Genomic DNA, 14,865 nt, shown 5'->3' with positions numbered 1-14,865 from the left:
GGCTCCCGGGGCTATTGGGCGAGGATGCTGCCTTCGGGCAACTGTGGGTTGAACTCGTCAAAGAATGGATACAACCCCGGCGTGAGCGGGTGGATCACGACGAAGGTGGTCACGCCGGGCGATAAGACTTTCTCCACGCGCAGCGGCGTGCTCTCGAATTCGGCCGGGCCTTGGCCGAGGTTGTGCAGCACGATCTTGAAGCGCTCGCCGGCCTTGACCGTGAGTTGCGGCGGGATGAAGTGGCCGTCCTGCAAGGTCAGTTCATAGGTCGGCAACGGCGCCGCCAGGGCCGCGCCGCTCAGCAGCAAGCTGCCCAGCAGCAAGGCGCGACGCATCAGTAACCGCCTTTCTTGCCGATGCCGGCATAGACGAATTCGTAGTGGACTTCGCAGCGTTCGAACCACGGTGCGACCCCGGTTTCCTTGTCGGTATGGCGGCCCAGGGACTGGTGGCCGCTGGGCGGCAATACGCTGAAGGTCAGGGTGTATTTGCCCGGGCCTTGCAGCTTGACGTTGTCGCCGTAGTGCGGCCCGTCATTGGCGACCATGGCGTGGAAATCACCGGTGATCGGCGTGTCGCTGCCTTGCTTTTTCAACGTAAAGGACAGGTTCAGGTACGGCACGAAACTGCCTTCCTGGAAGCCTTGGGCATTGTCCGCCGTGGCGCGCACATCGGCTTCAAGGTGGACGTCGGAGTCGGCCGTGGCGCGCATCATGCCGGCGGGTGCCATCTCGATCGGTTGCAGGTACACCGCGCCGATTTCCAGGCCTGGGCAGTGCTGCGGCTCGCCGATCGGGTACTCCTTGGCGAACGCCGCAGAGGTGGACAACAGCAGGACCAGGGACACAGTAGAAGGAATACGCATGGAGGCTTCCTGACGGGTGAGGGGGAAAGAACCCGAGTCTAGGAAGGTTGATCGTAAATAATAATGATTCTTGTCAAGTTTCTGCGATATTTCATGTTGGCCAATCTTGACCGCAGTCAAGGCCATGCCCCCTCGACCAGGTTAGGTTGACTCTATTGTTCGCCGGTAGGGAACCTCATCATGGCCAAGCCTTTTCCGCTGCACCCCAAGCACCCCGAACGCATCTGCTGGGGCTGCGACCGCTATTGCGCCACGACCGATCTGGCCTGTGGCAACGGCGCCGACCGTACCATGCACCCGGCCGAGATGATCGGCGATGACTGGTACGAGCACGGCGACTGGGGACTCACCCCCGAGCCACCTGCCACGGACGAGCCGTCAGCGGCCTGATCAATCAACGCAATGGCTGGTTGTACGGCGGATGGGCGGTTACTCTTCCTACTCAGTTCAGGGAGAGGTGACGCAGATGTCGTTGATCACAACCATCGAAGACTTACGCAAGCTGGCGCAAAAACGTGTTCCAAGGATGTTTTACGACTACGCCGATTCCGGCTCTTGGACTGAAAGCACTTACCGGGCGAATGAAAGCGATTTTGCCCAGATCAAATTCCGCCAACGGGTGGCGCGCAATATCGATAAACGTTCGATCCGCGCCACCATGATCGGCCAGGACATGGCCATGCCAGTCGCCCTGGCGCCCACCGGTCTGGCCGGGATGCAGCATGCCGATGGTGAGATTCTCACCGCCCGTGCCGCTGCTGCCTTTGGCCTGCGCTACACCTTGTCGACCATGAGCATCTGCTCCCTGGAAGACATCGCCGAACAGGTCGGCCAGCCGTTCTGGTTTCAACTCTATGTGATGCGCGACCGCGCTTTTATCGAGCAATTGATCGAGCGCGCCAAGGCCGCCGGTGTCGATGCGTTGGTGTTGACCCTGGACCTGCAGATCCTCGGCCAACGTCACAAGGACCTGATCAACGGCCTGTCGGCGCCGCCCAGACTGACCCTGCCGAATATCCTCAACATGATGACCAAGCCGCGCTGGGTGATGGGCATGCTCGGCACCAAGCGCCATGGCTTCGGCAATATCGTCGGGCATGTCAAAGGTGTGGCGGACATGAGTTCGCTGTCGGCATGGACCGCCCAACAGTTCGACCCGCGCCTGAGTTGGGACGATGTGGAATGGATCAAGAAATGCTGGGGCGGCAAGTTGATCATCAAGGGCATCCTCGATGTGGAAGATGCGCGCCTGGCGGCGAATGCCGGCGCCGATGCGTTGGTGGTGAGCAACCACGGCGGTCGTCAGTTGGATGGCGCGCCATCGAGCATCAGCCAATTGCCGGCGATCGTCGATGCGGTGGGCGAGCGTATTGAAGTGTGGCTCGACGGCGGTATCCGTTCCGGCCAGGACGTGCTCAAGGCCGTGGCATTGGGCGCCAAAGGCACCCTGATCGGTCGCCCGCATTTGTACGGCCTGGGCGCGATGGGTGAAGCGGGGGTGACCAAGGCGCTGGAGATCATCGCCCGCGAGTTGGACGTGTCGATGGCGCTGTGCGGGTATAACGATATACGCGATGTGAATCGCGAAATTTTGCTGCCTGGCACCTTTCCCCAAGGCGCGGGCTGAGCAAAAAAATCGTAAAAAAATAAAAAGAGTTGTCCACGAAAACCGTGGGTATCTCTGTGGATAACTTTGCGAGGGCCCGGCAGGGGTTGGCGATTCAACCCAAGATCAATATTTGATCAACTTCTGGCGCGGGCCAGCATAGGCTGGGTTTACGCTTGACAGCCCCGTGCGAACCCAGTGCCGAAAACACATTTTATGAGTCGTTGGCGCGCCCGGTTGAGTGGGTGACAACCTGTGTCGGCATCTTCGCTTGCATCAGGTTGTCCAGCGCTTTGCGATAGCTGCGCCCGGCCAGGCTCATGCTGTTGTTGTGGCTGGCGCCGGGCACCAGCAACAGGCGCTTGGGTTCCTGGGCGGCGGCAAATAATTGCTCGCTGAACCGTGGGGGAACGTAGCGGTCGTCCAAGCCGTGGACCACCAGCAGCGGCATATGGATGTCGGCAATCTTGTCGATGGAATCGAATTTCTGCGACAGCAGCCAGCGCACCGGCAAGGCGGTATCCGCCACGGCGGTGGCCACATCCGCCAGGGAAGTGAACGTGGATTCGATCACCAGCCCGCGCACGGGCAAGGGGACCTGCCGGCCCAGTTCAGCGGCCAGGTCGATCGCCACCGCGCCGCCCAGGGAATGCCCGTAGATCAGGCGTTTGCTCGGGTCGGGTTGCAACAGCTGGAAGCGTTCCCAGGCGATGCGTGCGTCCTCGTACACCGTGGTTTCCGAAGGCAGGTCGCCCTGGCTTTGGCCGAAGCCGCGGTAGTCGATGGCCAGCACCGAGTAGCCTAGCGCGTGCAATTGCTCGATGCGGAACAGCTGCCCGGTGAGGTTCCAGCGCACGCCATGCAGGTACAGGATGGCCGGCGCGTCCTTCTTGTCCGCCGGCCACCACCAGCCATGAATGTTCTGTCCCGACTTGAAACTGGCGGGCGTGAGTTCGAACTCCTGCACCGCCTTGGGCAAGCCGCTGTACCAGCTCGCGGTGCCCGGTTCGATGCGAAACACCAGCTCGCGCTCCTTGTGTTGCAGCACGGCGCAACCCACCGGCAACCCGAGGATCAGGATGGCCATGCACAGCAGGGGAAACCAGCGCAGGCCCAGGCGGGAGAGGAAACGAGAAGGCATAAAGGGTCCAGGGCAAAGACGAAGCACGGGTTTTACCAGATGGCCTACGGAGGCAGGAATTATTTCGACGGCCGTCAGTGGGGATTGCTTGCAAAGTATTGCGGCATTCAAGCGTCGTCCGCTCAGGCGAGCGCCACCACCTGCACGCGATTGCGTCCATAGGCCTTGGCCTGGTACAGCGCCTGGTCGGCCTGGGACAGTAAGTATGAGAGGTCGTGGCCTGCCGCCGTGGTGGTGACGATGCCGATGCTCACGCTCAAGAACCCCGGCGTCAGCAGGTCCAGTTCGGCAAACCCGCGGCGGATGCGCTCGGCCACTTCAAACGCCCCGGCCGCATCGCTGTCGGCCAGCAGGCAGGCGAACTCTTCACCGCCGATACGCGCAAACACATCACCGCTGCGCAACATGGTCCGCGTCATCTGGCTGAAGGCGATCAGCGCCTGGTCGCCCATGGGGTGGCCGAAGCTGTCGTTCAGGCGCTTGAAGTGGTCCAGGTCGCACAGCAGCAGGGCCGCGCTGCGCTGGCGACGGCTGCAGTCGGCCAGCAGTTTTTCGCCCTTGAGCATAAAGGCGCGGCGGTTGCCGGCGCCGGTCAGCGCATCGCTGAAGGCGGCGGCCTTGAAGCGCAACTCGGCACGCTCCTTGACCATCGCCAGGGTGATGTAGGCAATGCCGATGGCATACAGCATCGATTCAAACAGCATGAACGAGAAAAACGGCACGCCTTCACCCCCCGAGGCCTGGGCGTTTTTCAGCGGCAGGCCGGCGTCGGTGATTGCGCGTATGCCATAGAACGCGGTGTGCCAAAGGATCAGCGCCAGCGCGGGAGCGTAGGCGACTTCCAGGGTCGCGCGGTTGCGCCACAGCTCCAGGGCCGACAGCACGCCATAACCGGCCGCCAGCAGCGAATACAGGGTGACCCGCGCCGACAGCGAACCATAGAACTGCGGCAACAGGCACATCAACAGCCACACGCCACACCCGGCAAAGATCCCCGGCAGGCTCGGCTTGCGCTGCACGAAAGCGCGCATGGCGGTCCAGTTCATCGCGGCGCTGAGCAACAGCACGACATTGCCGAGGATCAACGCGACAAAGTCCAGGCCCACGCCGCGCACCGCGATCAGCCCGGTGCCCAGGGTGGCGAGCAGCAGCATGATGCCGAGATAGCCCAGGGTCGGTTCACGGCCACGGCTCCAGGCATGCACGGTGAGCAGGCCCATCAGGCAGAACACGAACACGGCGACTATCAGTAGCGTCGGGATATGCAGCGACATTGCCTTGCCCTTGCAGAGACTTTTTATGGGGCCCGATTGTAGCGGTATGCGACTGGCTTGACGTTGGCGTTGCTGGCGCGACATGCTCCTGCTCCTTTGAGCAAAGGCCCGACCATGGACAACAGCCCCGTTCGCATCACCGCCGAAGAGACACTCTCGGAGAATTGGTACCTGCTGAAAAAATACAGCTTCGACCTGCGCCGCCGCGACGGCAGCTGGCAGGCCCAGACCCGCGAAGTGTACGACCGGGGCAACGGCGCGACCATCCTGCTGTACAACCGTGCCCAGCGCACTGTGCTGCTGATCCGACAGTTCCGCATGCCCACCTTCGTCAACGACTACCCCGGTTACCTGATCGAAGCCGCGGCCGGGTTGCTGGACAACGCCAGCCCCGAGGAACGCATTCGCCTGGAAGCCGAAGAAGAGACGGGCTATCGCGTGGGGCATGTGGAGAAGATCTATGCGGCATTCATGAGCCCGGGATCGGTGACGGAGCGGATTCACTTTTTCCTCGGCGAATACCAACCGGAGGATCGGGTTGGAATGGGCGGCGGGATCGAAGAGGAAGGCGAGGACATCGAGGTGCTGGAACTGGGGTTCGAGCGGGCGTTGGCGATGGTGGCGAGCGGTGAGATCGTGGATGGGAAGACCATCATGCTGTTGCAGCATCTGGAATTGCGGATGTTGAAAGAGGGATGGTGAGAGTGGGGCGTGTCGATATCCGTTTTCTCAAAAGTAGCCAAAGCTAGGCCCGGTGTGCCTCAGATCAAAAGCAAAGCGGCCTTGTAGCCGACCTGACTCGGCGAGCCGAACTCGGTCAAAAATGTGGGAGGGGGCTTGCCCCCGATGGCAGTGGATCAGCCATGCATGTATTGGCTGACAGACCGCCATCGGGGGCAAGCCCCCTCCCACATTTTGATCTCCATGGATCAGATAGAACTCGTTCTGCTCTGGCTCTTGGGCGCGGCCTTATAGCCAACCTGATCCTGCAAGCCGAACTCGGTCAGAAATGTGGGAGGGGGCTTGCCCCCGATGGCAGTGGATCAGCCATGCATGTATTGGCTGACAGACCGCCATCGGGGGCAAGCCCCCTCCTACATTTTGATCTCCATGGATCAGATAGAACTCGTTCTGCTCTGGCTCTGGCTTTTGCTTTTGATCTTAGGCGCCCCGTTAAACCACGCTGGCCGGAGTGAGGGCACACCGAGCACTAGCGAGGTGCCGAGTGGTGGGGCAAGAGCCCTTTGGTTACTTTGGGGCTTTTCCAAAGTGACCCGCTGTAAGAGCGGAACCCTAAGCCGCCGTGACCTAAATAACGGATATGTACACGGTCACCCCCCCAACCCAGGCCAACCCCGACTACCGGCTCTTGTCAGAAATTTCCCACAAGAGTACAAATGTACTCCATGACAACCCTAACCCCCCGCCGCACCGCCATCCTGACCTTCATCCGCGACCGCATCGCGCAACAAGGCCAATCCCCCAGCCTCGCCGAGATCGCCGAGGCATTCGGCTTCGCCTCCCGCAGCGTCGCCCGTAAACACGTTGTGGCCCTGACCGAAGCCGGCTTCATCGAAGTCAACCCCAACCAGGCCCGTGGCATTCGCCTGCTCAACCCGCCAGCGCGGCCCGAATGGCTGGACGTCCCGATCCTGGGCCGTGTCGCCGCCGGTTTGCCCATCGGCGCCGATGCCGAAGTCCACAGCCGCCTGCAACTCGACCCGGCCACTTTCGCGAAAACCCCGGACTATCTGTTGCGGGTGCAGGGCGACTCAATGATCGAAGACGGCATCCTCGACGGCGATTTGGTGGGCGTGCGCCGCAGTGCCGAAGCCGTGAACGGGCAGATTGTGGTGGCGCGCCTGGACGGTGAAGTCACCATCAAGCGTTTCGAACGCAATGGCGACAGCGTGCGGCTGCTGCCGCGCAACCCCGCGTATCAACCCATCGTGGTCGGGCCCGATCAGGACCTGGCCATCGAAGGCGTGTTCTGCGGCCTGGTGAGGCAAGGCTGATGGGCGCCGTCGTTGCCCTGGACGCGCTGTTCAATGGCGGGCGCGTGTGGAAGGGCCGGCCCGCCGCGCCACCGGCCAGTGTCCACCCCACGGGGCTGGCGGCGCTGGATGCGGTGCTGCCCACGGGCGGCTGGCCGGAGTCGGCCCTCAGCGAAATCCTCATGGCCAAGGACGGCGTGGGCGAACTGCAACTGGTGTTGCCGACCCTGGCGCGTTTGTCGGCGGCGGGAGAGCGCATAGTGCTGGTGGCGCCGCCCTACACGCCGTACCCCCACGCCTGGCAGAACGCCGGGGTGGATTTGCGTCAGCTCACGGTGGTCCGGGCCGAGGAGCGGGATGCGTTGTGGGCGGTCGAGCAGTGCCTGCGTTCGGGCAGTTGCGGTGCGGTGTTGTGCTGGCCGCGCAAGGCCGATGATCGTGCCTTGCGGCGCTTGCAGGTGGCGGCGGAAACCGGGCAGACCCTGGCGTTTGCCTGGCGCGCCCTGAGTGACGCGCTCAACGCCTCGCCGGCCGCTCTGCGCCTGGCGGTCGACGCCCGGCCCGCGCAAGTGCGGGTGCTCAAGTGCCGGGGCGGGCTGGCCCACCCGGCGCCGATTGCGCTGGCCGGGTACTGAGGTTGGCATGCGCTGGGTGTGTATTGTCTTCCCGCAATTGGCGCTGGACGCGGTGCAGCGTATGCATCCGACGCCGCACGAGCCGCTGGCGCTGCTGGCCGGCACGCCGCAGCGGCGCGTCCTGCAAACCGTCAACGCGGCCGCGCACGCCTTGGGCCTGCGCTCCGGTCAATCGCTGACGGCGGCGCATGCGCTGGTCAAAACCTTTGCCTGCGCCGAATACGACCCCGTGGAGATCGAACGCTGGCAGCAGTTTCTGGCGGCCTGGGCCTACCAGTTCAGTTCCCAGGTCAGCGTGTTTTACCCGCGCGCATTGCTGTTTGAGATCGAGTCGAGCCTGGGCCTGTTCGGGCCCTGGCCGCGCTTCGAGGCCCGCCTGCGCAAAGAGCTGAGCGAGCTGGGCTTTCGTCATCGCATCGTCGCCGCGCCCAACCCGGCGGCGGCGCGGGTTCTGGCGAACCGCTACGATGGCCTGGCCGTGGCCGATGATCACGCGTTGATGCAGGCCTTGGCGCCACTGCCCATCGACCGCGCCGGCCTGGACCCGCAGGCCGCTATCGCCTTGTCGCGGATGGGCTTGCGCAGCCTGGCCCAGGTGCAGGCGTTGCCCCGGCACACACTGGCGCGGCGCTTCGATGCGGCGTTGCTCAAGCATCTGGATGCCCTGAGCGGGCAGCGGCCGTTGGCGCTGGGCTTCTATCAGCCGCCGGACCGCTTCGATGTACGCATCGAGCTGAACTACGACGTGCAATCCCACCAGGCCCTGTTATTCCCGCTGCGCCGCCTGACCGGCGACCTGTCCGCCTTCCTCTGTGGCCGCGACAGTGGCGTCCAGCGTTTCGCCCTGCACCTGGAGCACGCCCAGGCCCCCGACAGCGTGATCCCGGTCGGCCTGCTCAGCGCCGAGCGTGAAGCGCCGATGCTGTTCGAACTGGCCCGCGGGCGTCTGGAGCAGGTGCAAGTGACGTCCCCCGTGCGCGGTGTTCGCCTGGTGGCCCAGGACCTGCCGGTGTTCGTGCCGCAACGCCAGGACCTGTTCGACGACCGCCCGCAACAGACCCTGCCCTGGGCGCAACTGCGCGAACGCCTGCGCGCCCGGCTTGGCGATGAGGCGGTACACGGCCTGCGCTTTCACGCCGACCACCGCCCCGAATGTGCCTGGCAAGCGGCGACCGATAAAAACCCGTGCCCCACTTTGAACAACGTGCAACGTCCCGGCTGGCTGCTCGCCGAGCCGACCTTGCTGGCCGAGGCGGGCGTGCAGATCCTGAAGGGCCCGGAGCGCATCGAATCGGGCTGGTGGGATGGCGCCGATATCCGCCGCGACTATTACCTGATCCAGACCCGCGCCGGCCAGCAAGGCTGGGCCTACCGCACCGTGGGGCAATGCGACGGGTTGTGGCTGCAAGGCTGGTTCGCATGAGTTACGCCGAGCTGCATTGCCTGTCCAACTTCAGCTTCCAGCGCGGCGCCTCCACGGCGCTGGAGTTGTTCGAGCGGGCCAAGCGCGAGGGCTACAGCGCCCTGGCGATCACTGACGAATGCACCCTGGCCGGCATCGTGCGCGCCTGGCAGGCGGCGAAAGCGGTGGGTTTGCCGCTGATCATCGGCAGTGAGATGCGCGTCGAAAACGGCCCGAAACTGCTACTGCTGGTGGAAGACCTCAGCGGCTACCAGCACCTGTGCCGCTTGATCACCCTGGCCCGACGACGGGCGGAGAAGGGCCGTTATCGCCTGCTGCCAGAAGACTTCGACCAACCGCTGCCCGGCCTGTTGGCGCTCTGGATTGCCGAAGACAGCGACACCCAGGCCTCGATCCAATGGCTGCGCCGTACCTTCGCCGAGCGCCTGTGGCTGGCGGTGCATCTGCATTGCGGGCAGGACGATGCGCGTCACCTGGAGCAACGCCTGGCCCTGGCCGCCAGCCTGCAGCTCCCGGCGGTGGCCTGCGGCGATGTGCATATGCATGCCCGCGGCCGCCGCGCCCTGCAAGACACCATGACCGCCATCCGCCATCACGTACCGGTGGCCGAAGCCGGCACGCGCCTGCATCCCAATGGCGAGCGGCATCTGCGCAGCCTGCCGGCGTTACAGGCGTTATATCCGCCGTCGTTGCTCGACGAAACCCTGGCCATCGCGCGCCGTTGTACCTTCGACCTCAGCCAACTGCGCTACCACTATCCGCGTGAGCTGGTGCCCGCCGGCCATGACGCCCGATCCTGGCTGCGCGCCGTCACCGAAGAAGGCATCGCCCGGCGCTGGCCGCAAGGGGTCGACGCCAAGACCCGGCAGCAGATCGACCGCGAGTTGGAACTGATCAGCGAGCTGGGCTATGAAAGCTATTTCCTCACGGTACATGACATCGTGCGCTTTGCCCGCAGCCGTTCGATCCTGTGCCAGGGCCGGGGTTCGGCGGCCAACTCGGCGGTGTGTTTTGCCTTGGGCATCACCGAGATCAACCCGAGCCTGATGAACATGCTGTTCGAGCGCTTCCTGTCCCGGGAGCGTAACGAGCCGCCGGACATCGACGTCGACTTCGAACACGAACGCCGCGAAGAGGTGCTGCAATACGTGTTCCAGCGCTACGGCCGCACCCGTGCGGCACTGACGGCGGTGGTCAGCAGCTACCACGGTGCCGGCGCGGTGCGCGATGTGGCCAAGGCCCTGGGTTTGCCGCCGGACCAGGTCAATGCCCTGGCCGAGTGCTGCGGGCGCTGGAGTGACCAAGCGCCACCCCTGGAACGCCTGCGCGAGGGCGGTTTCGACCCCGACAGCCCGGTGCTGCGCCGCATACTCGCGCTGACCCAGCAACTGATCGGCTTCCCCCGGCACCTGTCCCAGCACCCCGGCGGCTTTGTGATTTCCGAACACCCGCTGGACACCCTGGTGCCGGTGGAAAATGCGGCGATGGCCGAGCGCACCATCATCCAGTGGGACAAGGACGACCTCGACGCCGTCGGCCTGCTCAAGGTGGATATCCTCGCCCTGGGCATGCTCAGCGCGATCCGCCGCTGTTTCGACCTGCTGCGTCGCCACCGTGGCCACGACCTGTGCCTGGCGACGATCCCCAAGGAAGACCCGGCCACCTACGCAATGATCAGCAAGGCCGACACCCTCGGCGTGTTCCAGATCGAGTCGCGGGCGCAGATGTCGATGTTGCCCAGGCTCAAGCCGCAGACCTTTTACGACCTGGTGATTGAAGTCGCCATCGTGCGCCCGGGGCCGATCCAGGGCGGCATGGTGCATCCGTACCTGCGGCGGCGGAACAAAGAGGAGCCCACCACCTATCCGTCGCCGCAGCTTGAAGCGGTGCTCGAACGCACCCTCGGCGTGCCGTTGTTCCAGGAACAGGTGATGCAGATCGCCATGGTTGCTGCCGATTACAGCCCTGGCGAAGCTGATCAGTTGCGCCGTTCCATGGCGGCCTGGAAGCGTCACGGCGGCCTTGAACCGCACCAGCAACGCTTGCGCACCGGCATGCTCAAAAACGGCTACAGCGAAGCCTTCGCCGCGCAGATCTTCGAGCAGATCAAGGGTTTTGGCAGCTATGGCTTCCCGGAATCCCACGCCGCCAGTTTTGCCTTGTTGACCTACGCCAGTTGCTGGCTCAAATGCCATGAACCGGCGGCCTTCGCCTGTGCGTTGATCAACAGTTGGCCCATGGGGTTCTACAGCCCGGACCAGATCCTGCAGGACGCGCGGCGCCATCGTTTGCAGATCCGCCCGGTGGACGTGCAGGCCAGTGACTGGGATTGCAGCCTGGAACCCATCACCGGCGCGCAACCGGCGATTCGCCTGGGGTTGCGCATGATCGCGGGGTTTCGCGAAGAGGATGGGCGGCGTATCGAAGCGGTGCGCGAGCACCGTGCATTCAGCGACATTGCCGACCTCGACCGACGCGCCGGGCTGGATCCCCGCGCCCAAGCCTTGCTGGCGGATGCCGGAGCCTTGCGGGCGTTGGCCGGCAACCGGCACACGGCGCGCTGGGAAGTGGCGGGGGTACACAAACAACTCGGGCTGTTCGCCGGCCTGCCCAGCCCCGACGAAGCGCGGGTGGAGTTGCCGACACCCACGGTGGGCGAAGACCTGCAGGCCGATTACGCCACGCTCGGCACCACCCTGGGCCCGCATCCATTGGCGTTGTTGCGCGATGAATTGCGCAAACGGCGCTGCCGCAGTTCCCGTGAGCTGATGGCGGTGGAGCATGGCCGCACTGTCAGCGTCGCCGGCCTGGTGACCGGTCGCCAGCGCCCCGGCACCGCCAGCGGTGTGACCTTTGTCACATTGGAGGATGAATTCGGCAACCTGAATGTGGTGGTCTGGCGCGACCTGGCAGAACGTCAGCGCCAGGCCCTGGTCGGCTCGCGCCTGCTCAAGGTGGACGGGCGCTGGGAGGCGGTGGGCGAGGTGCGGCACCTGATCGCTGGGCGCCTCACCGACCTGTCGCCGTTGCTGCAAGGCATCGCTGTGCGCAGCCGGGATTTTCACTGAGCGCAGTTGCCCCGGCCTGCGTGGATAAGCTATATGCAATGAAACGAAATCCCGCACCTGCTGAGCCCGACATTCATCTGCTGAGCAAGCCCTATAACCCCGAAACCCAGACGCATCGGGTGCGCCGCGTGCTTGCCGCGCCACAAGGTTGACCATGACTTCATCGCGCAACATCCCTCAGATCACCACCCAACACCTTGGGTTCGTCCGGGTTCGCGGCGCTCGCGAACATAACCTGCGTAACGTCGATGTGGATATCCCACGGGATGCCCTGGTGGTGTTTACCGGCGTGTCGGGTTCCGGCAAGTCGTCCCTGGCTTTTTCCACGGTGTATGCCGAGGCCCAGCGGCGCTATTTCGAATCGGTGGCGCCCTATGCGCGACGCCTGATCGATCAGGTCGGCGTGCCCGATGTGGACTCCATCGAAGGCCTGCCGCCTGCCGTGGCCCTGCAACAACAGCGCGGCACGCCGAGTGCGCGTTCGTCGGTGGGCAGTGTCACGACGTTGTCCAGCCTGATCCGCATGCTCTATTCGCGCGCCGGCAGTTATCCGCCGGGGCAGGCGATGCTGTATGCCGAGGACTTTTCGCCGAACCTGCCCCAGGGCGCCTGCCCGCAATGCCACGGACTGGGCCGCGTGTATGAGGTGACCGAGGCGCTGATGGTACCCGATCCCTCGCTGACCATCCGCCAGCGTGCGGTCGCGTCCTGGCCCTTGGCGTGGCAAGGCCAGAACCTGCGCGACATCCTGGTGACCCTGGGCTATGACGTCGACATCCCGTGGCGTGATTTGCCGAAAAAGCAGCGCGACTGGATCCTGTTTACCGAAGAAACCCCGACCGTGCCGGTGTACGCCGGTTTCACCCCGGAGCAGACCCGCGAGGCGCTGAAACGCAAGCTGGAGCCGAGCTACCAGGGCACGTTCAGCGGCGCGCGGCGCTATATCCTGCACACCTTCAGCCACACCCAAAGTGCGCTGATGAAAAAGCGTGTCGCGCAGTTCATGCAGGGCAGCGCCTGCCCGTTGTGCGACGGCAAGCGGCTGACCCAGGCGGCGTTGTCGGTGAAGTTTGCCGGGGTGGACATCGGCGAACTCTCGCAACTGTCGCTGACTCAATTGGCCGAGCTGCTGCGGCCGGTGGCGGCGGGGCAGGACACGATGAAACTGTCGCTGGAAAAGCGCCTGGCCGCCCAGCGCATCGCCGAGGATCTGCTCGAACGGGTCAGCACCCTGACCGAGCTGGGGCTGGGCTATCTGTCCCTGGAGCGCAGCACGCCGACCTTGTCGTCCGGCGAGTTGCAGCGCTTGCGCCTGGCTACGCAACTGGGCTCGCAGTTGTTCGGCGTGATCTATGTGCTGGATGAGCCGTCGGCGGGGCTGCACCCGGCGGATGGCGAAGCGCTGTTCACTGCGCTGGCGCGTTTGAAAGCCGCCGGCAATTCGTTGTTTGTGGTGGAGCACGACCTGGAAACCATGCGCCGCGCCGACTGGCTGATCGACGTCGGCCCGGCGGCCGGTGAACACGGCGGGCAAGTGCTGTACAGCGGACCGCCGGCGGGTTTGGCGCAGGTTGAAGCGTCGCAGACCCGTGAGTACCTGTTTGCCGAACGGCGCCCGGCCAATCCCCGGCGCCGCGAACCGACCGGCTGGCTGAGCCTGGAGGGCGTCACACGTAATAATCTCAAGGATTTGAGTGTCGATTTCCCGCTGGGTTGCTTCACTGCGGTGACCGGTATTTCCGGCTCGGGCAAATCCAGCCTGGTCAGCCAGGCGCTGCTGGAGTTGGTGGGCAGCGGCCTCGGCCGCGTGCCGGAAAGCGACGACGAACCGAGCCTGGAAGACGATGCCCCGCCCACCAGCGGCGGGTGCATCAGCGCCGGGCTGGAACGGATTCACCGGCTGGTGCAGGTGGACCAGAAACCCATCGGCCGCACCCCGCGCTCCAACCTGGCGACCTACACCGGGCTGTTCGACAACGTGCGCAAACTGTTCGCTGCCACAGCGGCCGCAAAGCAGCGCGATTACGATGCGGGGCAGTTTTCTTTCAATGTCGCCAAGGGCCGCTGCGCGAATTGCGAGGGCGAAGGGTTCGTCAGCGTTGAGTTGCTGTTCATGCCCAGCGTGTATGCGCCGTGCCCGACTTGCCACGGGGCGCGCTACAACCCCGAGACCCTGGCGATCCAATGGCAAGGTTTGAACATTGCCCAAGTGCTCGGCTTGACCGTCGAGCAGGCGGTGGAGGTGTTTGCCGAGCAGCCGGGGGTGCTGCGGTCGTTGCTGGTGCTGCGCGACATCGGCCTGGGCTATCTGCGCCTCGGCCAACCGGCGACGGAACTGTCCGGGGGCGAAGCGCAGCGCATCAAGCTGGCCACCGAACTGCAACGCAATGCCCGGGGCGCCACCTTGTATGTGCTGGACGAGCCGACGACCGGCCTGCACCCACGGGATGTGGACCGCTTGCTCCGCCAGTTGAACCATCTGGTCGACGCCGGGCATACGGTGGTTGTGGTGGAGCATGAAATGCGCGTGGTGGCCCAGAGTGACTGGGTGATCGATATCGGGCCGGGCGCTGGGGACCTGGGCGGCAAGGTGGTTGCCAGCGGCACGCCGCGACAGGTGGCGAAGAGCAAGAAAAGCCGCACCGCGCCGTTCCTCGCCCGAGAGCTGGTCTGACCATCAATGGGGCGCACTTCAGTGGTTCAGGTACTCATGCAGTGACTGATGCACCGCTATCGGGGTGTACAGACGGAGACATCCTTTACAAACGAGACCGGGGACATCCTTTACGTTTCTGGGTGCTGGACAGCCGGCTTGCACCGCTGTCTAGCCTACCCAGTGGATAGTTACATAGGTACATG

The 14,865-nt window shown here is 64.3% G+C and carries 12 protein-coding genes; 8 read left to right on the top strand and 4 right to left on the bottom strand.

Annotated features, from left to right (window positions below; genetic code table 11):
- Positions 1 to 11 precede the first annotated feature (11 nt).
- Together TU80_RS29980 and TU80_RS29975 are read right to left on the bottom strand one after the other, a co-directional pair.
- Positions 12 to 335 carry a cupredoxin domain-containing protein gene (locus tag TU80_RS29980; RefSeq protein ID WP_017849310.1) on the bottom strand — a complete coding sequence of 108 codons (324 nt, stop codon included), beginning with the start codon at positions 333 to 335 and terminating at the stop codon, positions 12 to 14.
- Entirely contained in the window at positions 335 to 865 is a 531-nt protein-coding gene (locus tag TU80_RS29975; RefSeq protein WP_017849309.1) for an iron transporter, read from the bottom strand. The genes TU80_RS29980 and TU80_RS29975 overlap by 1 nt, the downstream gene beginning before the upstream one ends.
- Positions 866 to 1,045: 180 nt before the next feature.
- On the opposite strand from TU80_RS29975, the gene TU80_RS29970 reads away from it, so the two are divergent.
- Together TU80_RS29970 and TU80_RS29965 are read left to right on the top strand one after the other, a co-directional pair.
- The gene (locus tag TU80_RS29970; RefSeq protein ID WP_017849308.1) at positions 1,046 to 1,255 is read left to right on the top strand and encodes a DUF3079 domain-containing protein; all 210 of its coding nucleotides are present in this window, start codon (positions 1,046 to 1,048) and stop codon (positions 1,253 to 1,255) included.
- Positions 1,256 to 1,331: 76 nt separating this feature from the next.
- Entirely contained in the window at positions 1,332 to 2,492 is a 1,161-nt protein-coding gene (locus TU80_RS29965) for an alpha-hydroxy acid oxidase (protein WP_057006080.1), read from the top strand.
- Positions 2,493 to 2,685: 193 nt separating this feature from the next.
- Here the strand turns inward: TU80_RS29965 and TU80_RS29960 are convergent, their stop codons facing one another.
- Both TU80_RS29960 and TU80_RS29955 read right to left on the bottom strand, forming a co-directional pair.
- Complete coding sequence (locus TU80_RS29960) at positions 2,686 to 3,612, bottom strand: alpha/beta hydrolase (RefSeq protein WP_057006079.1); 927 nt, start codon at positions 3,610 to 3,612, stop codon at positions 2,686 to 2,688.
- A gap of 122 nt (positions 3,613 to 3,734) precedes the next feature.
- Positions 3,735 to 4,886: a GGDEF domain-containing protein gene (locus TU80_RS29955; protein WP_057006078.1), complete on the bottom strand. Its 1,152-nt coding sequence runs from the start codon at positions 4,884 to 4,886 to the stop codon at positions 3,735 to 3,737.
- Positions 4,887 to 5,000: 114 nt separating this feature from the next.
- On the opposite strand from TU80_RS29955, the gene TU80_RS29950 reads away from it, so the two are divergent.
- The 6 genes from TU80_RS29950 to uvrA all read left to right on the top strand — a co-directional run bounded on the left by TU80_RS29950 (position 5,001) and on the right by uvrA (position 14,680).
- Positions 5,001 to 5,588, top strand: a complete 588-nt coding sequence (locus TU80_RS29950; protein ID WP_017849304.1) for an NUDIX domain-containing protein — start codon at positions 5,001 to 5,003, stop codon at positions 5,586 to 5,588.
- Between the two features lie 695 nt (positions 5,589 to 6,283).
- Positions 6,284 to 6,901, top strand: a complete 618-nt coding sequence (lexA, locus tag TU80_RS29945) for a transcriptional repressor LexA (protein WP_057006077.1) — start codon at positions 6,284 to 6,286, stop codon at positions 6,899 to 6,901.
- On the top strand, positions 6,901 to 7,515 hold the full coding sequence (imuA, locus tag TU80_RS29940; protein WP_057006076.1) for a translesion DNA synthesis-associated protein ImuA: 615 nt from the start codon (positions 6,901 to 6,903) through the stop codon (positions 7,513 to 7,515). The genes lexA and imuA overlap by 1 nt, the downstream gene beginning before the upstream one ends.
- Before the next feature lie 7 nt (positions 7,516 to 7,522).
- Positions 7,523 to 8,938, top strand: a complete 1,416-nt coding sequence (locus tag TU80_RS29935; RefSeq protein ID WP_057006075.1) for a Y-family DNA polymerase — start codon at positions 7,523 to 7,525, stop codon at positions 8,936 to 8,938.
- A complete protein-coding gene (locus tag TU80_RS29930) occupies positions 8,914 to 12,006 on the top strand; it encodes an error-prone DNA polymerase (RefSeq protein ID WP_169796399.1) in 3,093 nt (1,030 codons plus the stop codon). The genes TU80_RS29935 and TU80_RS29930 overlap by 25 nt, the downstream gene beginning before the upstream one ends.
- A gap of 154 nt (positions 12,007 to 12,160) precedes the next feature.
- Positions 12,161 to 14,680, top strand: coding sequence for an excinuclease ABC subunit UvrA (gene uvrA / locus TU80_RS29925; RefSeq protein WP_057006073.1), 2,520 nt, complete (start codon positions 12,161 to 12,163; stop codon positions 14,678 to 14,680).
- The last annotated feature ends 185 nt before the right edge of the window (positions 14,681 to 14,865 follow it).

The sequence above is a fragment of the Pseudomonas veronii genome (genome assembly GCF_001439695.1).
GTDB classification, from domain to species: Bacteria; Pseudomonadota; Gammaproteobacteria; order Pseudomonadales; family Pseudomonadaceae; genus Aquipseudomonas; species Aquipseudomonas veronii.
Note: the sequence above shows the minus strand (reverse complement) of the source record. Positions and strands in the feature narration are given on the sequence as shown.

Excerpts from the sequence above, each read along its gene's own strand:
- TU80_RS29980 (WP_017849310.1), bottom strand. The coding sequence starts at position 335 with ATGCGTCGCGCCTTGCTGCTGGGCAGCTTGCTGCTGAGCGGCGCGGCC.
- TU80_RS29975 (WP_017849309.1), bottom strand. The coding sequence starts at position 865 with ATGCGTATTCCTTCTACTGTGTCCCTGGTCCTGCTGTTGTCCACCTCT.
- TU80_RS29970 (WP_017849308.1), top strand. The coding sequence starts at position 1,046 with ATGGCCAAGCCTTTTCCGCTGCACCCCAAGCACCCCGAACGCATCTGC.
- TU80_RS29965 (WP_057006080.1), top strand. The coding sequence starts at position 1,332 with ATGTCGTTGATCACAACCATCGAAGACTTACGCAAGCTGGCGCAAAAA.
- TU80_RS29960 (WP_057006079.1), bottom strand. The coding sequence starts at position 3,612 with ATGCCTTCTCGTTTCCTCTCCCGCCTGGGCCTGCGCTGGTTTCCCCTG.
- TU80_RS29955 (WP_057006078.1), bottom strand. The coding sequence starts at position 4,886 with ATGTCGCTGCATATCCCGACGCTACTGATAGTCGCCGTGTTCGTGTTC.
- TU80_RS29950 (WP_017849304.1), top strand. The coding sequence starts at position 5,001 with ATGGACAACAGCCCCGTTCGCATCACCGCCGAAGAGACACTCTCGGAG.
- lexA (WP_057006077.1), top strand. The coding sequence starts at position 6,284 with ATGTACTCCATGACAACCCTAACCCCCCGCCGCACCGCCATCCTGACC.
- imuA (WP_057006076.1), top strand. The coding sequence starts at position 6,901 with ATGGGCGCCGTCGTTGCCCTGGACGCGCTGTTCAATGGCGGGCGCGTG.
- TU80_RS29935 (WP_057006075.1), top strand. The coding sequence starts at position 7,523 with ATGCGCTGGGTGTGTATTGTCTTCCCGCAATTGGCGCTGGACGCGGTG.
- uvrA (WP_057006073.1), top strand. The coding sequence starts at position 12,161 with ATGACTTCATCGCGCAACATCCCTCAGATCACCACCCAACACCTTGGG.